Below are 22,955 nucleotides of genomic sequence, written 5' to 3'. Positions count from 1 at the left end.
ATTTTTAATGAATTTCGATAGGGAAATCCATACAAAAACAAGATAGACAAGTGTCCATCTTGTTCTTTATTATTCGTAGCGAAGAGCTTCAATCGGATCTAGCTTAGAAGCTTTATTGGCTGGTAAAACACCAAATATCATACCGATACCAGCTGAGACCGCTAAACTAAAGAGAGCGATTGGGATAGATACGCCAACTTCGATTCCTGCAATCATGTTTTGAAGAAGAACACCTGCAAGCATAGTCACCCCTGCAGCCAGCACAAGACCGATGCCCCCACCTAACAAAGTCAAAATCATAGATTCAATCAAGAACTGAACCAGAATATTAGCGCGTGTAGCTCCTAGTGCTTTACGTAGACCAATCTCGCGAGTACGTTCTGTCACCGAAACAAGCATGATATTCATAACACCAGTACCACCGACAAAAAGGGAAATCCCTGCAATGGCACTAATAATCGTTGTTATGAAGCCAAAGAGTTGTTGAACTTCTTGGAAGGCTGCAGACGCATCTGCAACTTGATATTCCCCTTGTTGAAGACCTGCAATCTCTGTCATTCTTCTCGCCAACTCCGGTCCTAAGGTCTGGGTTAAGCTAGTATCATTGACACGGAAGACAATATTTGAAATCTCATCTGTGTTAAAATTAGCTGCAAGAGAAATATTGGTCGTAATTGGTAGTCCTCCGACTCCAAATGTTTTCGCAGCCTTAGCTTCCTTACTTGCATAAACACCAATAACACGGTAACTGATTTCATTTACTTCAACAATTTGGTTGAGAGCTTCTTGTGCTGAACCAAAAAGGCTATTGGCAAGCTCTTCATCTAAAATGATCACACTTGCGAAATCCTTATAATCTTGCGCTCTAAGGCCACGACCTGCAATGATTTCATTTTCGACCGCATCCATATAGGTGACATTCCCACCCGTCATGTTAGCGTGTTCGACCTTTTTATCCTTATAAGTCAAGGTCACATTGGCTGAGTTGGTCACATAGTAGCTATCCACTCCCTTGAGCTTAGCAGCTTCCTTGACCCATGCTTCTTGAGGTTTTGGTGGTTCAACAAAATTTTCTTCTTGACCACCAGACAAGGTCAATGCAGATTGTCTTTGTGTAAAGGAACCGTCCTTACTCTTTGTAGGTGAGAAAAAGACATGGATATCTTTCTGGGACTTGGTCATATTTTTATTGACCTGACGAGACATAGAGTCGCCCAAGGCCATGATTACGACAACGGATGATACGCCGATAATAATCCCAATCATGGTGAGGAAAGAACGCATCTTGTGGGCCATAATGGATGAAAAGGCAAATTTCAGATTCTGCATCTTAGTTTTCCTCCTTTTCTACGAAACCACTATCAGATGAAATGACGCCATCACGAATGACGATTTGACGTTTCGCATAGGCGGCAATTTCAGGCTCATGCGTAACCATGATAATGGTTTTTCCTTCTTTGTTTAATTCAACCAAGAGTTGCATGATTTGATTTCCTGTTTTGGTATCAAGTGCCCCAGTTGGTTCGTCTGCTAGAATGATAGAAGGATTGTTGACTAAAGCACGCGCGATGGCAACCCTTTGCTTCTGACCACCTGACAACTCCGAAGGCAAGTGATGGCTACGCTCGGTCAGTTCAACCTTTTCCAGATACTCTTCTGCTAATTTGCGACGTTTTGAAGCTGAAACTCCAGCATAAATCAAGGGCAGTTCTACATTTTGAAGAGCATTAAGCTTGGACAAGAGAAAGAATTGTTGAAAGACGAAGCCGATTTCCTGATTTCGAACCTTGGCTAATTGTTTTTCACCCAAACCAGCTACTTCTTTTCCATCTAGAAAATACTGACCACTTGTAGGAGTATCCAACATCCCAATGGTGTTCATGAGGGTAGATTTCCCAGAACCAGATGGTCCCATGATTGCTACAAATTCTCCCTCATGAACTTCTAGGTTAATGTTTTTAAGGACTTGAAGTTCTTGATCACCATTTCGATAGCTACGGCAAATATTTTTAAGGCTAATTAGTTGCTTCATCAGTCTTCACCTCTTTTCCTTCTTGCAAGGAAGCTGTCGGATTACTGATGACTTTTGCTCCATCTGTCAGACCAGATGTGATTTCTTGATTTTCTGCATCTGCATTGCCCAAACCAACTTCAACTTTTTTGGCCTTTTGATTTTCATCAAGAATCCAAACATAGTTTTTCTCTTCTTCCATCACTACACTCGAAATTGGAACGATCAAGGCCTTGCTCTTATTCTTGACTTCAACACTAACAGTAAATCCTTGCTTCAAATCGCCAATTTCACTAGTTACATCGACCGTATATGGGTACTTAGATCCTGAGTTTGAACCAGCTAAGCTACTACTTGCTTCGCTACTGTTCTTTGGATAATTTGAAATATAGCTAATCTTACCATTCCAAGTTTTATCCGGGTAAACCTTGGAAGTGAAAGTGACTTCTTGGCCTACAGATAGATTGGCAAGATTGTACTCAGAAAGCTCTCCCTTGACCTGCAAGTTATCGTTACTTACGATATGAACCAAAACTTGACTATTTCCTGTTGGAGATTTTGAAACATTCCGATTCACTTCAACAACTGTTCCCTCCACCGTACTCAATACCGTAGCAGCATTCAACTGTGCCTGGGCTTTTTCAAGTTGTGCCGCTGCATCTGCACGAACATCACGCGCATCACTGATTTGTGAATCGATAGAAGCTGTAGCTGATGTAGAAGATTGTGCTTGGGTTTGGTCCGTAGCGCCTTCAATCCCTGCTTGAGGAAGCACAGGTGTTGAAGCAGCAGTATTTCGAGCCTCATTCAATTCATTGATATGACGGTCAGCTTTAGCAACTGCACGACTAGCAGCATCATAGGCTGCTTGAGCATCTGCACTACTATACTTGACTAAGGCCTGGCCTTCGCTTACCTTGTCACCAACTGAAACAAGAACCTCATCCAAATCTCCCTTGCTACCATCAAAATAAACATATTGTTCTTTTTGAGCAGTTACACTACCTGATAGAAGAACCGATGAAGCAACCGTTCCATCTTTAGCTACAGCAATTTTAGCAGTTTCATCTTTTGCTGCAGCTTGATTTGGTTGTCTCAATAGAAGAACAGCTGCTGCTCCCACTACAAGTACTGATGCAACTCCAATAGCAGTAAATAAAGGCCATTTCTTAGCTTTTGACTTTTTTTTCATAGCAATACCCCTTTTATAAATATATATGTTAAGATTATAGCACATATCCTAAAAATGGACAATTGATTTTTCATTATCCAAAAACATTTGCTAAAATCTTTTATTGTTGTATTAGTTATATAATACATTTTCTTTTTTATTTTTGCAAGCATTTTCTTAAAATTTTTAAACGTAGCAGATTTTTGCATTGACTCCCAAAAAAAGATAGAATATGACTAGAAAACAACTAAAGGAGCTTTCTATGAGAGAATATGATATTATCGCTATCGGTGGAGGTAGCGGGGGCATTGCTACCATGAATCGTGCTGGTGAACATGGAGCCAAAGCTGCAGTTATTGAAGAAAACAAACTAGGAGGAACCTGCGTTAATATAGGCTGTGTTCCCAAGAAAATCATGTGGTATGGAGCACAAATTGCAGAGAGTATCCACAAATATGGACCTGACTATGGTTTCACGAGCACTGGGAATGAATTTGATTACGCAAGGCTTCGTAAGAATCGTGAAGCATACATTGACCGTTCTCGCTCTTCTTATGGTGGAAGCTTTAAACGTAACGGAGTTGATTTGATTGAAGGACGCGCCGAGTTCGTTGATGCTCATACAGTCAGTGTCAATGGTGAGTTGATCCGTTCTAAGCACATCGTGATTGCAACTGGGGCCCATCCTCATATCCCTGCCATTCCTGGTGCTGAACTAGGTGGTAGTTCTGATGATGTCTTTGCCTGGGAAGAATTGCCTGAATCAGTAGCCATTTTAGGTGCTGGTTACATTGCTGTCGAATTAGCTGGCGTACTCCATACCCTTGGTGTACAGACTGATTTATTTGTCCGTCGTGAGCGTCCACTTCGTGGATTTGATAGCTATATTGTTGAGAGCTTGGTTCAAGAAATGGAAAATACTGGATTAAACCTCCACACCCATAAGGTTCCAGCAAAACTTGAAGAAACCGAAGAAGGCATTAGGATTCATTTTGAAGATGGGAGTACCCATACCGCCAGTCAAGTTATCTGGGCAACTGGTCGCCGTCCAAATGTTGAAGGGCTTCAGCTTGAAAAAGCAGGTGTTACCCTCAATGAACGTGGTTTCATTCAAGTTGACGAATACCAAAATACAGTCGTTGATGGTATCTATGCTCTAGGAGATGTCACGGGTGAGAAAGAACTAACTCCCGTCGCAATCAAGGCTGGTCGTACCCTATCCGAGAGACTTTTCAACGGTAAAACCAATGCTAAAATGGACTACACTACTATTCCAACTGTTGTCTTCTCACATCCAGCTATCGGAACTGTCGGTCTGACTGAGGAAGAAGCTATCAAAGAGTATGGACAAGAAAACATTAAAGTTTATACTTCAAAATTTGCTTCTATGTATTCAGCAGTCACTAGCCACCGTCAAGAAGCCCGCTTCAAGCTCATTACAGCTGGTGAGAACGAAAAGGTAGTTGGCCTTCATGGTATCGGCTACGGCGTCGACGAAATGATTCAAGGTTTTGCAGTTGCTATCAAGATGGGAGCTACAAAAGCTGATTTTGATGCGACGGTCGCTATCCATCCTACAGGTTCAGAAGAATTTGTGACCATGCGTTAATACAAAAAAGACCATCTTGGTCACTCAGATTGAAGAAAAAGCCTATTTAGGACCATTTTCTTCAATCTTTTTCTTTTATTAGAGCAAATTATAAAACACTTAAAAATAGCATCCCATCAGGATTCCTAAGTGTTTGCACTATATGATAGCCAACTTCCATAAGGCTCATCTTTTTATTACTGATAAGATTTACCTGTGTTTTGAAAAATCTCTTGTCCTCCGGCTCTCTCTAAATCGGCCGTTACAAATTTGTAACCTTTATTTGTAAAATAGGTTGACAATCATCCCCCTTCCAGTATAATAGTTACTATAAATTAAAAAAGAGGTTAACTATTATGAAAAAAGCACACATTTACGCTATTCCTGCTATTGGGGCTGCTCTGATTGCAGTATTAGCCCAAATCAGTATCCCAATTGGACCAGTACCATTTACTCTACAAAACTTTGCTATCGGACTCATTGCTACTGTTTTTAGACCAAGGGAAGCCGTTCTTTCTGTTGGTCTCTATCTCTTGCTGGGTGCTATCGGTATTCCTGTCTTTGCCAGTGGGGGAGCTGGTTTTCATGTTTTGGTAGGTCCAAGCGCTGGCTATCTTTGGTTTGACCTTGTCTATGCTGGGCTTACGTCCTATCTTATCCATAAGAAAAGTGGCTATATTCGTATCTTTCTTGCAAATCTCTTGGGAGATTCCCTTGTCTTTGTTGGTGGTATTCTCAGCCTCCACTTCCTTGCTGGTATGCCTTTTGATAAAGCACTAGCTGTCGGTGTCATTCCCTTTATCATTCCTGATCTTGCAAAAATCCTTGCCATCAGTTTTATCGGTCGACCACTCCTTCAACGTCTCCGTACTCAATCCTATTTTTCAAGCAAATAAAAAGAGGCCGGGTTTTGCCCAGCTTCTTTTGGATTATTCTTACATGATTGCTTATTGATTCTTAAAGGCATCGACCATCACTTGAAACTCTTCGTTTGAGAGGGTGATTCCTTTCCCCATCTTAGTGTGGTCTGGACTCCAAGCACGAATGTCAAACTTTGCTGGTGCTCCATTAAAGCTGACACGATTGATTTCCTTGGTCCAACCTTTTTCATTCTCTGAGAGCGTAAGTAAGTGTTCTTCGATTTCAAATGTAAATTCTGCCATTGTATTCTCCTTTTGATTGTCTTCACTTGATTATTCGTAAAATCTTGTAGATTTTTTTAAAATTGTATATAATAATGTTAAAAAGAAGGGAGGCTCCGATGAAAGATTTATTTAAACACATTCAACAAAAGTTCCAAAGCTTTCTCAACGGACGAGAAGAGCCTGACAATTCCAAAGCTGACTCCCTGACAAGTGCCATTAAAGAGGCGCTCCTAAAAAAAACTGCTGTCCATATTATTTTTTCCGATACGAGTTTTACAGGGGATATCATCAAATATGATACGGACCGCCAGCAAATTATCGTTAAAAATTTTTCAAAAAATGTGACCCGCATTATTCGAATCCCAGATATTCAGAAAGTGAGTTTTGTTCCCTCGACTGTCCAAACAGCCCAAAAAAATCGATTTAAGAAAGAGTGAGATGAGTTTACTTCATCTCACTCTTTTCTATTAACGAATTTGTTCAAAATGAAGGTGAACAGCAATGTGTTCTCCGTAACCACTTCTCTCTAAATCACGTTGCAAACGGTAAGAGATATAGTGTTCAGCGATAGTGATGTAACCTGCACCAAGCAAGCGATGCTCAACCATTGATTGAATCATGCTGATTGTCGCACGCTCCACTTTTGCCTCTTCTAGATCCAAGACAACTTTCTTAGTTACCTGAGCTAGATTTTGACGTAAATCATCTGTCAAAACATAAACTGTTTGAGCAGCTTTGAGAATGGCTTGATAAATTTTATCTGGATCAAAGTCGGCAACTTGTCCATCACGTTTAATGACTTGCATAGGCTTCTCCTTTTAATTTGTATTTTCTTTAATATCCGCTAACATTTTAGCTTCTTCTGCTGTTAATTCATAATGTTCCAACAAATCTGGTCTACGCTCATAAGTTTTTTTGAGACTCTCATAGAGACGCCATTGGCGAATCTTCTCATGATGCCCACTCATAAGCACTTCTGGAACCACCATGCCACGATAATCATAAGGACGTGTGTACTGAGGATATTCGAGGAGCCCAGATGAGAAGCTGTCATCTTGGTGACTGGTTTCCTTCCCAATTACTTCTGGTATCAAGCGAACCGTCGCATCAATCATGGTCATTGCTGCAAGTTCTCCACCAGTTAGCACATAATCACCTAGGGAAATCTCATCTGTTACCAAGGTCTTAATGCGTTCATCATAGCCCTCGTAGTGACCACAGATAAAGATGAGTTCCTCTTCTTGTGCTAAATCTTCAGCATAAGCTTGGTCAAACTGCTTACCAGCAGGATCCAAAAGGATCACGCGCGGATTTTTCTTTTGAATAGCATCAAAGGCATCAAATATTGGTTGCGCACGTAGCAACATGCCTTGACCACCACCGTAGGGTTCGTCATCAACATGACGAGCCTTTTCAGCATAGTCACGAAAATTATGATACTGGATATCAAGAAGTCCCTTTTCACGGGCCTTTCCAACGATAGAATGTTCTAGTGGAGAGAACATCTCTGGAAAGAGGGTTAAAATATCAATCTTCATCGTCTAACCCTTCTAAGAGTTCTACATCCACGCGCTTATTAGGAATATCAACATTGAGCACGACCGGTGGGATGTATGGTAAAAGCAGGTCACGTTTTCCCTTACGCTTAACTACCCAAACATCATTGGCCCCTGGTTGAAGAATTTCCTTAATGGTTCCAATCAAGTTATCACCCTCGTAGACCTCTAGTCCAATAATCTCGTGATAGTAAAATTCACCCTCATCAAGGTCATTCAGGTTTTCTTCTGCAACCTTCAAACTGTAGCCCTTGTATTTTTCGATATCATTGATGTGATACATATCCTTAAATTTGATGATATCAAAGTTTTTATGCTTACGGTGACTTGCGATAATCACTGTTTTAACAAATTGATCCTTTTCATCAAACAAGGCCAGTTCTGCACCTTTTTTAAAGCGTTCTTCCGAAAAATCCGTCACAGATAAGACTCTCATCTCACCTTGTAAACCTTGCGTATTGACGATTTTTCCAACGTTAAAATAGTTCATTTGATCTCCTGTAATTTCCTTATCTCCATTTTCTTCTTACAATTTTTTAATAATATCTACAATTTTCTCTGATTCGGACCACTGTAAATAATGGTGATTCCCCCCTAAAATGAGTTTAGTATTGGAAGTCCAATATTCTGATTCTCTGTACTCTTTTTCTCTATAAGGCTGACAAAAAATAAATACAGGGACATGAGATTCTATCGACAAATTCTCAAAATCTTCCTCAGTAATTTCTCCAGATATCTGAAATTCTGGATCTTGATTTTCCAACTCTAAGCCTTTTTCTTGCATTAATTTCCAGATTTCTTTGTTAGTTTCAGGGTTAAATGTGGATTGAGTTAAGTTCTTAAAATAAAGTTCAGGACCAAATTCTTCAATCAGTCTCATTTGCTCTTCCATTTCTGGATAAAGATTTTCTGAAAAATCAGCAAACATGACTTTTTTAGTTGTCGGTTCAATTGCTACTAAAGCCTGACACTTAATTGGTTTCTTGAGTAATTTGCAAGCTAAAATTCCACTCAAACTATGTGCACAAAGTATATATTCAGAAATCCCTAATTCTTCAAGTACTTCATAAACCGCATCTGCAAGATTATCTAGATTTTTTCCAGATTGGTCATGAATCGAACTCCTACCTGTGTTCGGAAAATCAATTGTCAAATAACCAATTGTAGGAGGAAGTTTTTCAAGTATAAGTGAAAAATTTTCATAACTTGGTAGCAAACCTGCGCCACTTAAACAAACTAGCATTTTCTTTTGCTTTTGATAAGTAACAGAGAGACTACCAATTTCTGTAGATACTTCAAACCTCTTCATAAAGAAATCCACTCATTCTATATAATGAATTATTAAAAATCCTTATCCTTTATTTTATCACGTTCCAGGGATTTTCACAAGTTGGAGAAAAAAGCTAGTTCTGACTTTCGGCTTCTAAAAATCCTTCCAAATCTCGTTCATGCTGATATTTGATAGCTGCCTTTTTGTCTTTTTCAAAAATGGTCTTGGTTAGATCAATGTCGTTGATGGCTGCAATTGCGACTGTGTAGTGAATGATATCAACAAGTTCTTTAGCAAGTTCCTCGTTCGAGTCTTGAACACCCTCTTTTCGACCAGAACGACCATTCAAAACCTCAGCTACTTCTCCGACTTCCTCCACTAGCTTGATAAAAAGACCTTCCTCAGTCCGAGACTGCTGGTAATGTTCGAGTAAGTAGTCTTGTAATTGTCTAAACGTTAAATCCTTCATATCCTGCTCCTTGCAAAAAAAAGCGAGACATTCGTCCCGCCCTTCTTATTTTTCGTCAATAACGATTCTTACTTTTTTGTCTTCAGTTGGGACAGAGTAGACAATCGTTCTTATCGCAGAGATAGTGCGACCCTTACGACCAATCACACGACCCACATCGCTTTGGTCAAGATCCAAATGATACTCCAAAAATTCTGGTGTATCTTCAATCTTGATAGTTAAGGCATCTGGTTGTGAAATCAAAGGTTTCACAATTGCAATAATGAGATTTTCAATCGTATCCATCTGTCAACCTACTTTAGAATTATTTAGAGAATTTAGAATCGTGGAATTTTTTCAATACGCCTTCTTTTGAAAGGATGTTGCGTACTGTGTCTGAAGGTTGAGCTCCATCAGCCAACCATGCAAGAACGCGGTCTTCTTTCAAAGTTACTTGGTTTTCAGCAACAAGTGGGTTGTAAGTTCCAACTGTTTCGATGAAACGTCCGTCACGTGGTGAACGTGAATCTGCTACGTTAATACGGTAGAAAGGTTTTTTCTTAGAACCCATACGAGTCAAACGGATTTTAACTGCCATTTTTAAAGTCTCTTTTCTTATTTTTTATTTCGGTGAAATAGCTGAGCTATTTAGCACATGTTCTATTATAGCAGATTTCTAAGAGGTGTCAAGAAAAAAACTTGACAGACTTTAAAATTTTTAAATTTTTTTTTGAAATTTGCTAGACTAATAGGGATAAATTAGAAAGAGAAACTTTATGAATACTAGTCTAGAGAACATTTACAAAGACCATCAAGTCAAACCTTACATCTCTCCAAATCGTGATGTCCAAGCTTGGCTACTAAATCCCAAGCCCGTTCCCAAATAACACATGGACTTATTAGCAGATTATTTACTAGCAGGAGATATTATCCTCCTCTGGAGAATCAACTTTGGTACCTTTATCACCGAAAGCTGGTTTCCTAAATACTTCGAGTACACTTATGGCATCGATGCCCCAAAACATTTAGAAACGCTTGTTGAAAAAGGCTATGTTCTTGTCGAAACTGCTTTTGACTCGCTTGACCATCTAAATAGTACCATGAAAAAGAATATCCTGAAGAAGAAGGGAGTTACTGGACTTTCTAAAATGAAGGCTGCCGACTTGGATCAAGCCCTTCATGAGCATTTTTCAGAAGAGGAATTAGCTAGTCACTTTTCGATTCGTGGCTATAAACTAACTCCAAAAGGAGAACAGGCTCTCAAGGACCATCAGGCAATCATTGACCGCCATCCAAAGAAGAATCTTTAATCAACCAAGTCAGGTTGATTTTTTTGAAAACAGTTTCTTAAAAAAATCTAATCAATTCACTTACGAGAAAAAAATTTTTATGATAGACTGATTTCTAATCAAAAAGAAATGGAGACTATAATGCCTAGAAATTTTAAAGAAGCTCTTTTATTTACAACACTAATGTGTTCCATGATGGTACTCGGTATGTCTATTTGGAATCTTTTTATTGTTGGTCAACTTTCACTACATCATTTAGCCCTTGGTTACATTCCTGGTTTTGTCACAGCATTTTTATTGGATGTCATCCTTGTTGGACCAATCGTTAAGTCAATTGCCTTTCGTATCCTCAAGGATCATCATAAACGCTGGCAGAAAATCATTACAATTTCTGGAGGAATGGCAGTTCTCATGGTCACTTTCATGTCCTTCTATGGACTTTTTTACAATGGCATTGCTATCACACCCAAGACCTATCTAAGTGCCTGGACTGTAAACTTTATTGCAGCTCTTCCTCTAAATTTCCTAATTGTTGGACCAATTGCCCGTTTTATACTAAGTTCTTTTCAGAAACCATTTACTGGGGAAAAAGAAGTTGAAGATTTTCAAGATGATGATGAAATCCCAACTATTATCTAAACTATTTCTGTAAACTACTAATATTTGAAATCCACTTTCAATTAGGGTACAATGGTAGAAATGATTTTTGAAAGGATTACCATGAAAAAAATAGCAACACTTCTATTAATCTCAACTTTTGCCCTTGCTGGATGTAGCAGTATCCAACGTAGTCTCCGAGGGGATGACTATGTAGATTCTAGCTTGGCTGCTGAAGAAAGTTCCAAAGCAGCTGCCCAATCTGCCAAGGATCTCAAAGACGCCTTGACAAATGAGAATGCTAACTTCCCACAACTCTCTAAGGAAGTTGCTGAAGACGAAGCTGAAGTCATTCTCCACACTAGTCAAGGAGATATCCGCGTCAAACTCTTTCCAAAGCTAGCTCCACTTGCGGTTGAAAATTTCCTAACTCACGCAAAAGAAGGCTACTACAATGGCGTTACCTTCCACCGAGTGATCGATGGCTTCATGGTCCAGACTGGTGATCCAAAAGGGGATGGTACTGGTGGTGAATCCATCTGGCATGATAAGGACAAGACTAAAGACCAGGGAACTGGTTTCAAGAGCGAAATCTCTCCTTACCTCTATAATATTCGTGGTTCTCTCTCTATGGCCAATACTGGTCAACCAAATTCAAATGGTAGCCAGTTCTTCATCAACCAAAATACGACGGATATTTCTGCCAAACTCCCTACAAGTAGCTATCCAAAGAAAATTATCGAAGCCTACAAAGAAGGTGGAAATCCTAGTCTAGACGGTAAGCACCCTGTCTTTGGTCAAGTCATCGATGGTATGGATGTTGTTGACAAGATTGCCAAAGCTGAAAAAGACGAAAAAGACAAACCAACTACTGCTATCACTATCGACAGTATCGAAATTGTTAAGGACTACGATTTCAAATCTTAAAAACCAAAAAAATACAGTATCCAATCTTGGTACTGTATTTCTTTTATACTTATTTTTAAGTTAGCTTGTTAAAATCCCAGATTTGGTCCATCCAGCCTTCGTAAAAGTCCGGTTCGTGACAAACCATAAGGATAGAACCCTTGTATTCTTTCAGAGCTCGTTTGAGTTCATCCTTGGCATCTACATCCAAGTGGTTGGTAGGTTCGTCAAGAACAAGGACATTATTCTCGCGGTTCATCAAGAGACAGAAACGAACCTTGGCTTGTTCCCCACCTGACAATACTTGGATTTGACTCTCGATATGTTTAGTCGTCAGACCACAACGAGCAAGGGCTGCACGAACTTCGGCTTGATTGAGTGCCGGAAAGGCATTCCAGACAGCTTCTAGTGGTGTCTGGCGATTGCCACCTTCCACTTCTTGTTCAAAGTAGCCAAGTTCTAGATAGTCACCACGCTCAACTTCCCCAGCAATAGGTGGAATAATTCCCAAAAGACTCCTCAAGAGGGTTGTTTTCCCGATACCGTTGGCACCAATGATGGCAACCTTTTGATTGCGCTCAAAGGTAAGATTTAATGGTTTGGTAAGCGGACGATCGTAGCCAATCTGCAAATCCTTAGCTTGGAAGATAAAGCGTCCAGGTGTACGAGCTGTTTTGAATTCAAAGGATGGCTTTGGTTTCTCACTTTGAAGTTCGATGATATCCATCTTGTCTAATTTCTTTTGACGAGACATAGCCATGTTACGAGTAGCAACACGCGCCTTATTACGGGCTACGAAATCCTTGAGATCCGCAATTTCTTTCTGTTGACGCTCATAGGCTGCTTCCAACTGTGATTTCTTCATGGCATAGACTTCTTGGAACTGGTAGTAATCGCCTGAATAACGAGTCAACTGCTGATTTTCTACATGATAGACGATATTGATAACGTCGTTGAGGAAAGGAATATCGTGTGAAATAAGAACAAAGGCATTCTCATAATTTTGAAGATAACGCTTGAGCCAGTCAATATGCTCAGCATCCAAGTAGTTAGTTGGCTCGTCCAGAAGCAAGATATCTGGCTTTTCAAGGAGGAGTTTTGCTAATAATACCTTGGTTCTTTGCCCACCTGACAAGGCTGTTACATCCGTGTCCATCCCAAAGTCCATGACACCAAGGGCACGCGCTACCTCATCGATCTTAGCATCCAAGGTATAGAAATCACGACTTTCCAAACGGTCTTGAAGTTCGCCAACTTCTTCCATCAATGCATCAATATCAGCGCCCTCTTCCGCCATTTCCATGTAGAGTTCATTGATACGTGCTTCGGCTTTAAATAATTCGTCAAAGGCTGTTCGGAGGACATCACGCACAGTTTGGCCTTCTTTAAGCACAGCATGCTGGTCCAGATAGCCTGCTGTCACATATTTTGACCATTCCACCTTACCTTCATCAGGTAACATTTTACCAGTCACGATGCTCATAAAGGTTGATTTTCCTTCACCATTGGCACCAACTAAGCCGATATGTTCACCTTTAAGGAGGCGGAAAGATACATCTTCAAAAATCGCACGGTCACCAAAACCGTGACTCAAATTTTTAACTTCTAAGATACTCATTTTAAATCCTTATCTTGTTTTTATGTAGTAGTTTATAGAGGAGCCAAGCCAGGTAGCCACCCAAGGTATTGGTCCACAAATCATCAATCTCAAAGACCCTATTAAAATCAAAGAAAAAGTCAAGAACTAACTGTGTACATTCGATTCCTAGACTCAATAGAAAACTGAACAAAATCACTTTCTTAGTATTTCTTAGAATAGGCATGAGATAGAGAAGTTGGAAAATCAGTGGGAAAAGTAAAAGGATATTTAAGGCGTTTTGCAAAAATATCCAGAATAGCTGCAGAAAGCTGGTTACTTCACCCAGTTTCCAGAGGGAGTTAAAAGGCGTCAAAAGAAAAACCAGGCGTCCAAAAGTTTGAATACCTGGAGTTTCCACTCCTGTAGGAAGTTGAGGCTGGGGAGTAAAACAAAAACAGACAATACAAAGACTGTATAAAAGCACTCCCAAGCTTAGTAATGTTTTTCGACTCATCTTATGGATTTACTTCAGCTACTGCTTTTTGGCGATCACGCTTCATGGTATTTGAACGCAATTGTCCACAAGCCGCATCGATATCTGTACCATGTTCCTGACGAACGACACAGTTGACACCTTTTTTCTTGAGTGTATCATAGAAAGCCATGACACGTTCTTTAGGGCTTCGGCTATACTGGTCATGCTCACTAACTGGGTTGTAAGGAATCAAGTTGACATAAGACAATTTCTTGATATTCTTAAGTAATTCTGCCAACTCAAGTGCCTGCTCTACTCCATCGTTAACTTCATTGAGCATGATATACTCAAAAGTAACACGGCGGTTGGTTGTCTCGATATAATACTCGATAGCTGCAAAGAGTTTTTCAATCGGAAAGGCACGGTTAATCTTCATAATGCTTGAACGAAGTTCGTTGTTTGGCGCATGAAGTGAGACAGCAAGGTTAACCTGTACACCTTCATTAGCAAACTCACGGATTTTGTGGGCCAAACCAGAAGTTGAAACAGTGATATGACGAGCACCGATAGCCATTCCCTTATCGTCATTGATAGTACGGATAAAGTTCAAGACGTTATTGTAGTTATCAAAAGGTTCTCCAATCCCCATTACAACGATATGACTAACACGTTCATCTTGTCCACGTTCGTCAAAATATTTTTGGACTAACATAATCTGCGCAACGATTTCACCGTTATTGAGGTCACGTTGCTTCTTGATCAAGCCTGATGCACAGAAGGTACAACCGATATTGCATCCTACCTGAGTCGTTACACAGACTGACAAACCGTAGTGTTGACGCATCAGCACTGTCTCAATCAACATCCCATCTGGCAACTCAAAGAGATACTTTACAGTACCATCAGCCGATTCTTGAACGATGCGTTGTTTCAAAGGGTTGACTACAAATTGATCATTGAGTTTGGCAATCAAATCCTTAGATAAGTTTGTCATTTCTTCAAATGATTGTACACGTTTACGGTAAAGCCACTCCCAGATTTGGTCGGCACGGAATTTCTTTTCTCCCTGCTCCAAGACCCATTCTTGCATGCCTTGACGTGTTAAACTATAAATAGACGGTTTCATGTTTTCTCCTTATTCTCTAATCTTTCTGACGGATGACGAAATGACGTTGCCCCTTGTCTTCTTTCTGAGATTTCTGTTCTTTTGAACGGCGTCTATTTCTCTTATCCGTATGATTTTTTTTCTTACTTTGGGAAGTTTTTTTCCCTTTACGAGAATCCTTTTCTTCCTCTTTTTTGCGCATCTTTTGGTCAAACGGTGCTCGTTTAGGAACTTCATTTTCTAGAACAAAATAGGCACAACCATAGCTACAATACTCAAGTAGGTAATCTTGTAAACGACTGATTTTCTCAAGAGACTCTTCTGCTCGCTCATTCTTGTAGAAACCACGTAAGCGCAACTGCTCATTACTCCAGTCTCCAACAATATAATCGAACTTACTTAAAACTTCAGAAAAGCGTTGAGTAAATGCCGTTGCATCAAAAGCATCCTTACTATTTTCAACTAAAGTAAAGGTAAAGCCTTCAGCTTCGACTTTATCTCCAGATAGATGAAATTCAGGACCAGGGAATTTATTGTAATTATATAATTCGGGTGCAATCTCTTTACGCATAATATTCCTTTTTAACGTTTACTTAGTACTCTATTTTACCATATTTTCGCCACATTTTCACCTTTAGCATTAAAATGAAAAAAGTCTGACGATTTAAGAATCTCTATCTAAAAACTCGACTTTCATGGACAAGAAAAAACTGGGATTTCCCAGTTTTTAGTGATTATAGGTAAAGTAATTTGAAGAGCGCTACTGCTGCAATAGCTGCTGCAATCGGTGCAACTACTGGTACCCAAGCATACCACCATTTTGAATCACCCTTGTGTTGACCAAGGATTGATTTTGGAAGGAAGGCATGAAGGAGACGTGGTCCAAAGTCACGAGCTGGGTTCAAACCAGGTCCTGTAGGTCCACCAAGAGAAGTTACCAAGGCCATTACTAGGAAACCAAGTGCCAAGTGAGCAACAGAAAGTCCTGAAGCTGTATGAGGCGCTACTTGAGCTTTAATTGCCAAATCAGAGAAGTCAACATTTTGACCAGCTTGAGTTGCCATTTGTTTCATGTATTGGAGGACTTCAGCTCCAAAGAAGTTCTTTGTCAAACCAAGAGCTGCAAAGAAAAGAACGAATGAACCAACAAACTCGTTGATAAAACCGTTAACTGTTGCAGCGAAGCGTGATTCTTTTGTACCGTGGTCCAAACTTGAAATTGTTGAGAAAGTTCCCAAGATATTGTTTGCTTTTTCAGTTTGCAAGTAGTAAGGACGGTGAGTTGCAACAACCAAGGCTTGTCCGAAGATTGCTCCCAAGACTTGTGCAACGATGTATGGTGCTACTTGTGCCCAAGGGAAAAGTCCGCTAACTGCTAGACCAAGAGTGAAGGCTGGGTTGATGTGGTTACCAGAAACATTACCAAACATCAAGGCAGGGATCATAACCCCCATACCGTAACCAACAGCGATAACGAGCCAGCCACTTTGGTGACCTTTCGTACCTTTAAGTTCAACGTTAGCAACAGCACCATTACCCAAGATAATCAAGATGGCTGTTCCCAAAAATTCAGTGGCATATTTGACTGCCCATGTGAAATCCATTGATAGATTCTCCTTAATATTTTTTAGACAATCCCTATTCTATCAATTTTTAAGCCTTTTAGCAACAGATATTCTAAAAGAATACTGCAGGAAAACGCTTTTATTTCAGCACTTCAAAAAAGACCTAACAAAGAGAGTTTGTTAAGTCAAAATTTTGATTATTCTTGACGTTGACCAAAGTCCTTAATCATCTGATCCATTTCTTCACGACTTGACGTCGTTAGCATATAGAGAAAGTCTCCTTGCAATTCAGCAAAGGCAGCCGGCATGATTTTCTTGACCTTGAATTGCTGACCATACTTGGCGAGCAAGTCTTCTTCTGAATAAACATAGTTGGCATTAGCGCGACGAGATGTTGCCAAGCAGTATAGAGGCTCGAATTGAGAAGCTGGGAATGACTCACCCGCAACGATCGCTGCATAGCCCTTATACAAATCAAAAGAATGGGCATAGTTATAGACATCAATAGTGAAACCACCTGCTGGACGGTTATTGTACTCAATGGCAATATAATCATCACCTTCACGGAAGAACTCGATATGGAAGAAACGTTCTTTCATGCCAAATTCCTTGACAATTGCCTCACCATACTTGCGTAATTTTGGATCCATCTCTTTGAGAACGTAATAAGAATTGTCCATCTTGTAAATCATAAGATCGAGAGGTGTGTGTGCGTAGTCAAAGGTCGTAGAAAAAACAATATTTCCATCTCTATCTACCAAACCATCGAAGGTACAGATTTCACTAGAGGTGACAAATTTTTCAAAGAAATAAACGCTTGAATGGTCCCATTCATCCTTAAAGTGATTGATATCATCTTCTGTTTCAAGTTTGAAGGTTGCTGCTGCCCCCACTCCATTATCAGGTTTGGCAATCATTGGAAGACCGATCTCTTTCACAGCTTTATCAACATCTTCCTCTGTTTCAATAACAGCACCTGGCACAACTGGAACTCCAGCTTTCTTGAAAAGTTTCTTCATTTCGGACTTGAACTTAGTCTTCTTAAGATCTTCTGGTTTGGCACCAAAGACATTAAATTGTTCACGAAGGGCAGCGTCCAACTCTAGCCAGTATTCATTGTGTGATTCAATGCGGTCAATTGGACCATGTTTGTAGAAAAGAAAGGCTACTGCACGTTTAACCTCATCGATATTTTCAAGATTATCAACTCGGAAATATTCAGTCAAGCTATTGCGCAATGGTTCATCTAGTTGTTCATAGGGTTCTTGCCCAATCCCTAGAACTGTGATTCCTTTATTGGCAAGCTCAATACTAAACTGTTGGAAATTTTGTGGGTAATAGGGTGAAATTACAAGATAATTCATAAGCGACTCCTTTTATAGACTCATATGACCAAGGAAATAAGGCATTTGTTTGCGCCACCATTCCCAGTCATGGGCAACATCATGTCCCCATTCTGCAAACCAGGCAGGAATTTGTTTTTGGTCGAAGGCTTCTTTGAGCTTGTAGTAAGAAGGTAGCCCATCCTGTTCCCAAGCACCCAGGCCCGTACAGATCACAATTTCAGCTTGACGGTAACGGTCGATAAACCAACCATCATTTTGATTCCAGATATAGTCTACTGGTGAATTTTGGTAGATAGCATCATCATTATAGTAGTCACCTACAAAGAAGCGGGCATCGTAGACACCACTGAGGGCGATGACCTTGGTAAAGACGTCAGGATGTTGGAGGAAGAAATTCAAAGCGTGATAAGCTCCCATAGAGCAACCTGTCGTCATCATACCGTCAAACCAGCCTGTCTTATGTTTGATAAAAGGGATGGCTTCTTCAATGACATATCGTTCATAGGCACGGTGCATCTCAGCTTGATCATGACCATTTTTCCAAGTCGCAAGCCAGCTCTCATTGTCTACACTTGAAAGGGTAAAGAACTGAACACGGCCTTCCTCGATGAAGGACGCACAAGCATCAATCATGCCAAAATCATAGTACTCATTATGGCTACCACCTGAGGATGCAAAGACAACAACTGGGATACCTGCGTGTCCGTATCGGTTGACATACATTTCACGATTTAGATGGCCACTCCAGTGGCTAAGATGTTCAATATTCATATCCTGTCTCCTTTATACTATTTACCAATTTTCTGCAAAAAATCGTAGACAAGCTGGTAGATTTTCTGACCATGGCACTTCATGGTGAATGGCTCCAGCCTGAACCTTGAGTGAGAGATTTTCCAACTGCACTCCTCCCGCTATCAAATCATGATAATAGCGAAGGGAAGAGTCGATATAGGCCTGCTTAATATTACCAGCCATCAGCGTCTTGTCTGTGTCGTCTGCTTCTTCCGTACCAACATAGATAAAGACACGTTGGTCAGGCAATAGTTTTTTTCGCTCCATATAGCGATCAAAGGCCTCTTGGTGGAGCCAGTTGGCTGATGAGAAAACTCCCAAACACCCAATCTGATCCTGATACTCCAAGCCGATAAACTGGGTAATATTGCCGCCAAGTGAAGATCCAATCATGGCAGTGTGTTTACGGTCTGATTTTGTGCGATAGTTTTCATCGATAAAGGGTTTAACCACTTCCATGACAAACTCTGCGTACTCAACTCCCTTCCCACCAAACTGCTGACCGGGAATGTTAGACTCTTGGAATTTCCAAGCTGCATACTCATTCATCCGTCCAAGTCCATCATTGTCAATAGCCACAACAATCATACGGCTGATATCTGGATTTCGCTTGATAGCAGGAATAATCTTCCAGGAATGTCCAACGTAAGATTCCTTACTATAAAAGACATTTTGTCCATCATGGAAATACACCACAGGATAACTTCTATCCGTGTCTTTTTCATAGTTTTTTGGGAGGAGAACACGAACCCGGCGCTCCTTACCTGTGTAGGGAACCACTAATTTATGCTCTCGCATTTTCAGGTAAAAATATGATTGATTCATTGTCAGAAAACTCTCTATATTCAAAATTTTATCTAATTATATCATAAAAATAGAAAAAAAGTCAGTTTCCGTCCAAATTTAGGACAATAAACTAACTTTTTTTACTTATTTTATCTTTTCCTCTGGTTTTTCTGATTAAAGGAGATCATCGATCAACTCATCGACTGCATCCTTCTCAGCTTGAGGCGTAATTTCAGTAATCATAATTCCTGCTACTGCACGTTCAACCAAACCTTCGACATCCATACGCGCTTCATACTGCTCAGCATTCTTAATCTTAGGATTTGTCTTCGGACGATCGGGTGCAAAAATCGTACAACAGTCTTCAAATGGCTGAATAGAAATTTCAAAGGTATCAATTTCTTGTGCAATGTCAATGATTTCTAGCTTATCCATAGTCACAACTGGACGGATAATTGGGGTATTGGTCACCGCGTTGATAGCCTGCATACTTTCAAGAGTTTGGCTTGCTACCTGACCAAGGCTTTCCCCATTGATGATGACCAAGCCATTTCGTACCTCACGGACACGGTCAGTAATCCGCATCATAAAGCGACGAGTCAGTGTCATCAGATAGGCTTCTGGAGCTTTAGCCTTGATTTCCTCTTGAATCTCCGTGAATGGCACTTCGATAAACTGGATATTACCACCGAATTTGGTCAATTTACGGGTCAAATCCTGGGCTTTCTTGAGGGCACCTGGACTAGTATATGGTGGACTAGCAAAGTGAACAGCTTCGATATCCACTCCACGTTTTAGAGCTAGATAACCAGCTACTGGCGAATCAATCCCACCAGACAACATGAGCATGCCTTTCCCTGAAGTTCCAACCGGTAAACCACCAGCTCCTCGAATGGTTTCATAAGAAAGGTAGGCCGCCTCTTCACGAATCTCCACCTGAAGATTGATGTCAGGATTTTTCATTTGTGCTTGTACATTGGGAATGGCTTCAAATACTGCACCACCAAGAGTTTGGTTCAACTCACGACTGTCTAACTCAAAGTTGTGGTCGCTTCGCTTGCTTGAGATTTTAAAGGTCATACCTTCCTTGTAGATGTCCTTCATAATCTCTTGGACAGCAGATTTCAGAACTTCTACAGATTTTTCAACCTTGTATACTGGCGAAAAGTTTTGAATCCCGAAAACTTGCTTGAGAGACTCAGCTACTGCTGCGTAGTCGGCTCCATTAAGATAAGCATGGGCACGATCGCGATCAGCAGTTACCTTGACTTGAGGATAGATGGACAAGACATCTGAAATGTTATTACGAAGTTTGTTGATGAAACGCATCCGGTTTTTACCCTTGGTTGAAAGCTCTCCGTAGCGAATCATAATTTCTGAATACTGCATGAATACTCCTATCTTACTTTTTTAGTTTGATTGTAGATTAATTTTAGTTTTGTCAAAAATTGCTCAACTTGACTCATGTCATTTTCTAGGTCTAGGCTGAGGCGTACTGCTGACTGGGCTTTATCCTTTTCAATCCCCATGGCAATCAGAGTCCCAGCAGGTTTCCCAGCCTTGGACGAGCAAGCTGACGTTGTAGAAATGAAAATATCATAGTCTTCAAAAGCATGAACGATGACTTCCCCACGAACTCCCTTAATCCCAAAGGTCAGAATATGAGGAGCAAAGTCTTCCTCACCTGAAAAGACAAAAATATCTGGATAATCAAGAAGAGCCTGACGGATGACTTCCTTCATCTGACTCGTTTTGTTAGAAAACAATTCCAATCTTTCCATAGCTAGACGCAGTGCCTTGGCTGTTGCTGCAATTCCTGCTACATTCTCAGTTGTTGAACGATAGTCACGCTCTTGGCCACCACCAGTTAAAAGCGGTGTAATTTTCTTGCCAGACTTGATATAGACAAATCCAACACCACGAACTCCGTGGAATTTATGACTTGAGAAGGTCGCAAAATCCACTCGGTCAGTCAAATACTTTTCTGTTGGTATTTTAGCCAAAGCTTGAACGGCATCGACGTGAAAAGAGATCGTTGGCTTATCAGCTAATAGTTCTGATATAGCTTCAATAGGCTGGATTGAGCCGATTTCATTGTTGACTGCCATAACAGAGACTAGCGTTGTATCAGGACGAAGTAGGTTTTCTAAAGCAGTTACATCTACAAATCCTTTTTCATTTACAGGTGCAAAATCCACTTCAAAACCTTGAGTCTTGAGCCAGAGAGCCGACTCCTTGACTGCTGGGTGCTCAATAGCTGACACAATAATGTGTTTACCAAACTGCGCTTTTTCAAAAGCCACACCTTTGATAACCCAATTATCCCCTTCAGTCCCACCAGAGGTAAAGAAGATTTCTTCGCTTTTCTTGCCAATCAAATCTGCAATCTGCTGTCGAGAAGCTTCTAAAATTCTGCTAGATTGGTCTCCCAAACGATGGAGACTTGAAGGATTTCCAATAATTTTTGCAGACACTTGCATATAGGTTTCAAGTGCTTCTGGATAAGGATTAGTCGTTGCCGAATTATCAAAGTAAATCATGGTTTCTCACGCTTTCTAAAATCACTCCTTCTATTGTATCACGAAACAGTTCAGGCGACAAGAAAGGCAATTCAGGTTCATTTAAGTTTTTTTTAAAGATTTTCGGTATAATGAATTTTAGTAAAGGAGAGATATTATGTCTAATTATCGTAGAACATCAAAACCCAAAACAGAACACATCAAAAAAGGATTTACTGTTTTTCAAAAAACGATTGCTACTATCGGTAGTATTCTAGGGCTGATTACTGCAAGCATCACCATTATGAATGCTATGAATAACAACAATAATAATAACTCTAAAAAAGAAACTACGACAACCCAGACAACTGTCATAAAAGAGATTCAAAAGGAATCCCCTCAAGAGAACACTACTCCCAACAAGGATAATACTTCTACAAAGGACAACACACAAGAAGAAACGACAAGTCAATCTAGTAGCAGTGAAGAAAGCAAGAAAGAAGACACTAGCAGTAAACAAGAACAACAAACTGTTCCGTCATCTAGCACCCAAACAACAGATACAAAAACTTCTACTACTAATGGAGCTTCCTAAAAGAACGATCTAACAGCCAGTGATTGAATCGCTGGTTTTTTATTGCTATCTTCAGCATTTATAGTCAATTGAAACAAGAATAAGACAAAAGAGCCTCGAAAAAAGTGGCTCTATAATATTTGTAGTGGGTAAATCCCCTATGGATCTTATGGAGCCTATTTTGTATAGAAAAAAAGTCCCATAAGATCTATAATAAAAAGCGACCAAACCATCATTAGAAAGAATCCTATGGA

At 40.2% G+C, this 22,955-nt stretch carries 27 protein-coding genes and 1 pseudogene; 7 read left to right on the top strand and 21 right to left on the bottom strand.

Annotation, left to right across the window (positions count from 1 at the left end; genetic code table 11):
• Positions 1 to 69 precede the first annotated feature (69 nt).
• From QM406_RS02540 to QM406_RS02530, 3 genes are read right to left on the bottom strand one after another with little or no spacing between them, the layout of a single operon-like run.
• Positions 70 to 1,329: an ABC transporter permease gene (locus QM406_RS02540; protein WP_414273322.1), complete on the bottom strand. Its 1,260-nt coding sequence runs from the start codon at positions 1,327 to 1,329 to the stop codon at positions 70 to 72.
• 1 nt (position 1,330) lies between these two features.
• On the bottom strand, positions 1,331 to 2,032 hold the full coding sequence (locus QM406_RS02535; RefSeq protein WP_311522646.1) for an ABC transporter ATP-binding protein: 702 nt from the start codon (positions 2,030 to 2,032) through the stop codon (positions 1,331 to 1,333).
• On the bottom strand, positions 2,016 to 3,203 hold the full coding sequence (locus QM406_RS02530) for an efflux RND transporter periplasmic adaptor subunit (RefSeq protein WP_311522647.1): 1,188 nt from the start codon (positions 3,201 to 3,203) through the stop codon (positions 2,016 to 2,018). The genes QM406_RS02535 and QM406_RS02530 overlap by 17 nt, the downstream gene beginning before the upstream one ends.
• A 241-nt stretch (positions 3,204 to 3,444) precedes the next feature.
• On the opposite strand from QM406_RS02530, the gene gor reads away from it, so the two are divergent.
• Together gor and QM406_RS02520 are read left to right on the top strand one after the other, a co-directional pair.
• The gene (gene gor, locus QM406_RS02525) at positions 3,445 to 4,791 is read left to right on the top strand and encodes a glutathione-disulfide reductase (RefSeq protein ID WP_414273321.1); all 1,347 of its coding nucleotides are present in this window, start codon (positions 3,445 to 3,447) and stop codon (positions 4,789 to 4,791) included.
• Between the two features lie 335 nt (positions 4,792 to 5,126).
• A complete protein-coding gene (locus tag QM406_RS02520; protein WP_049548822.1) occupies positions 5,127 to 5,666 on the top strand; it encodes a biotin transporter BioY in 540 nt (179 codons plus the stop codon).
• A gap of 51 nt (positions 5,667 to 5,717) precedes the next feature.
• On the opposite strand, the gene QM406_RS02515 is transcribed toward QM406_RS02520, so the two are convergent.
• Positions 5,718 to 5,933, bottom strand: a complete 216-nt coding sequence (locus QM406_RS02515; protein ID WP_000807425.1) for a YdbC family protein — start codon at positions 5,931 to 5,933, stop codon at positions 5,718 to 5,720.
• A 98-nt stretch (positions 5,934 to 6,031) separates the two neighbouring features.
• Between QM406_RS02515 and QM406_RS02510 the strand changes: the two genes are divergently transcribed.
• Positions 6,032 to 6,352 (top strand): hypothetical protein, encoded by a 321-nt coding sequence (locus tag QM406_RS02510; RefSeq protein WP_414273320.1) that lies wholly within the window; start codon positions 6,032 to 6,034, stop codon positions 6,350 to 6,352.
• Positions 6,353 to 6,382: 30 nt separating this feature from the next.
• On the opposite strand, the gene QM406_RS02505 is transcribed toward QM406_RS02510, so the two are convergent.
• From QM406_RS02505 to rpsP, 7 genes are all read right to left on the bottom strand, one after another.
• Complete coding sequence (locus QM406_RS02505) at positions 6,383 to 6,721, bottom strand: ATP cone domain-containing protein (protein ID WP_001196044.1); 339 nt, start codon at positions 6,719 to 6,721, stop codon at positions 6,383 to 6,385.
• Between the two features lie 12 nt (positions 6,722 to 6,733).
• Positions 6,734 to 7,453: a tRNA (guanosine(37)-N1)-methyltransferase TrmD gene (gene trmD / locus QM406_RS02500; protein WP_414273319.1), complete on the bottom strand. Its 720-nt coding sequence runs from the start codon at positions 7,451 to 7,453 to the stop codon at positions 6,734 to 6,736.
• On the bottom strand, positions 7,443 to 7,961 hold the full coding sequence (rimM, locus tag QM406_RS02495) for a ribosome maturation factor RimM (protein WP_414273318.1): 519 nt from the start codon (positions 7,959 to 7,961) through the stop codon (positions 7,443 to 7,445). The genes trmD and rimM overlap by 11 nt, the downstream gene beginning before the upstream one ends.
• A gap of 36 nt (positions 7,962 to 7,997) precedes the next feature.
• The gene (locus QM406_RS02490) at positions 7,998 to 8,780 is read right to left on the bottom strand and encodes an alpha/beta fold hydrolase (protein ID WP_414273317.1); all 783 of its coding nucleotides are present in this window, start codon (positions 8,778 to 8,780) and stop codon (positions 7,998 to 8,000) included.
• Between the two features lie 94 nt (positions 8,781 to 8,874).
• Positions 8,875 to 9,210: a MazG nucleotide pyrophosphohydrolase domain-containing protein gene (locus QM406_RS02485; RefSeq protein ID WP_414273316.1), complete on the bottom strand. Its 336-nt coding sequence runs from the start codon at positions 9,208 to 9,210 to the stop codon at positions 8,875 to 8,877.
• A 45-nt stretch (positions 9,211 to 9,255) separates the two neighbouring features.
• Entirely contained in the window at positions 9,256 to 9,495 is a 240-nt protein-coding gene (gene kphA, locus QM406_RS02480) for an RNA-binding protein KphA (RefSeq protein WP_000379617.1), read from the bottom strand.
• A 19-nt stretch (positions 9,496 to 9,514) separates the two neighbouring features.
• Positions 9,515 to 9,787 (bottom strand): 30S ribosomal protein S16, encoded by a 273-nt coding sequence (gene rpsP, locus QM406_RS02475; protein WP_000268760.1) that lies wholly within the window; start codon positions 9,785 to 9,787, stop codon positions 9,515 to 9,517.
• Positions 9,788 to 9,965: 178 nt separating this feature from the next.
• Between rpsP and QM406_RS02470 the strand changes: the two are divergent.
• From QM406_RS02470 to QM406_RS02460, 3 genes and pseudogenes are all read left to right on the top strand, one after another.
• A pseudogene (locus tag QM406_RS02470) lies at positions 9,966 to 10,163 on the top strand (hypothetical protein); the annotation flags it as partial.
• Positions 10,164 to 10,901: 738 nt separating this feature from the next.
• On the top strand, positions 10,902 to 11,117 hold the full coding sequence (locus QM406_RS02465; RefSeq protein WP_153224843.1) for a hypothetical protein: 216 nt from the start codon (positions 10,902 to 10,904) through the stop codon (positions 11,115 to 11,117).
• An 81-nt stretch (positions 11,118 to 11,198) separates the two neighbouring features.
• Positions 11,199 to 12,002, top strand: coding sequence for a peptidylprolyl isomerase (locus QM406_RS02460; protein ID WP_414273315.1), 804 nt, complete (start codon positions 11,199 to 11,201; stop codon positions 12,000 to 12,002).
• A gap of 55 nt (positions 12,003 to 12,057) precedes the next feature.
• Here the strand turns inward: QM406_RS02460 and abc-f are convergent, their stop codons facing one another.
• The 10 genes from abc-f to QM406_RS02410 form a co-directional block, all read right to left on the bottom strand.
• Positions 12,058 to 13,599 (bottom strand): ribosomal protection-like ABC-F family protein, encoded by a 1,542-nt coding sequence (gene abc-f / locus QM406_RS02455; RefSeq protein ID WP_414273314.1) that lies wholly within the window; start codon positions 13,597 to 13,599, stop codon positions 12,058 to 12,060.
• Position 13,600: 1 nt separating this feature from the next.
• A complete protein-coding gene (locus tag QM406_RS02450) occupies positions 13,601 to 14,074 on the bottom strand; it encodes a VanZ family protein (protein WP_414273313.1) in 474 nt (157 codons plus the stop codon).
• Between the two features lies 1 nt (position 14,075).
• Positions 14,076 to 15,161: a 23S rRNA (adenine(2503)-C(2))-methyltransferase RlmN gene (rlmN, locus tag QM406_RS02445; RefSeq protein WP_045763788.1), complete on the bottom strand. Its 1,086-nt coding sequence runs from the start codon at positions 15,159 to 15,161 to the stop codon at positions 14,076 to 14,078.
• Between the two features lie 16 nt (positions 15,162 to 15,177).
• Positions 15,178 to 15,711, bottom strand: a complete 534-nt coding sequence (locus tag QM406_RS02440) for a YutD-like domain-containing protein (RefSeq protein ID WP_414273312.1) — start codon at positions 15,709 to 15,711, stop codon at positions 15,178 to 15,180.
• Between the two features lie 163 nt (positions 15,712 to 15,874).
• Positions 15,875 to 16,744, bottom strand: a complete 870-nt coding sequence (gene gla, locus QM406_RS02435) for an aquaglyceroporin Gla (RefSeq protein ID WP_414273311.1) — start codon at positions 16,742 to 16,744, stop codon at positions 15,875 to 15,877.
• A gap of 158 nt (positions 16,745 to 16,902) precedes the next feature.
• On the bottom strand, positions 16,903 to 18,069 hold the full coding sequence (locus QM406_RS02430; RefSeq protein ID WP_414273310.1) for an ATP-grasp domain-containing protein: 1,167 nt from the start codon (positions 18,067 to 18,069) through the stop codon (positions 16,903 to 16,905).
• Between the two features lie 12 nt (positions 18,070 to 18,081).
• Positions 18,082 to 18,822 carry an esterase family protein gene (locus tag QM406_RS02425; protein ID WP_414273309.1) on the bottom strand — a complete coding sequence of 247 codons (741 nt, stop codon included), beginning with the start codon at positions 18,820 to 18,822 and terminating at the stop codon, positions 18,082 to 18,084.
• A gap of 21 nt (positions 18,823 to 18,843) precedes the next feature.
• Positions 18,844 to 19,668, bottom strand: coding sequence for an alpha/beta hydrolase (locus QM406_RS02420; RefSeq protein WP_414273308.1), 825 nt, complete (start codon positions 19,666 to 19,668; stop codon positions 18,844 to 18,846).
• Between the two features lie 135 nt (positions 19,669 to 19,803).
• Positions 19,804 to 21,018 (bottom strand): tRNA uracil 4-sulfurtransferase ThiI, encoded by a 1,215-nt coding sequence (gene thiI / locus QM406_RS02415; RefSeq protein WP_414273307.1) that lies wholly within the window; start codon positions 21,016 to 21,018, stop codon positions 19,804 to 19,806.
• Positions 21,019 to 21,026: 8 nt separating this feature from the next.
• Positions 21,027 to 22,169 (bottom strand): cysteine desulfurase family protein, encoded by a 1,143-nt coding sequence (locus QM406_RS02410; protein WP_414273306.1) that lies wholly within the window; start codon positions 22,167 to 22,169, stop codon positions 21,027 to 21,029.
• A gap of 136 nt (positions 22,170 to 22,305) precedes the next feature.
• Between QM406_RS02410 and QM406_RS02405 the strand changes: the two genes are divergently transcribed.
• Positions 22,306 to 22,722 carry a DUF6556 family protein gene (locus QM406_RS02405; RefSeq protein WP_049549110.1) on the top strand — a complete coding sequence of 139 codons (417 nt, stop codon included), beginning with the start codon at positions 22,306 to 22,308 and terminating at the stop codon, positions 22,720 to 22,722.
• Positions 22,723 to 22,955: the final 233 nt, after the last annotated feature.

It is taken from the genome of Streptococcus infantis (assembly GCF_047465035.1).
In the GTDB taxonomy this organism is placed as follows: domain Bacteria; phylum Bacillota; class Bacilli; order Lactobacillales; family Streptococcaceae; genus Streptococcus; species Streptococcus infantis_T.
This window is presented reverse-complemented; position numbering and strand designations above follow the sequence as displayed.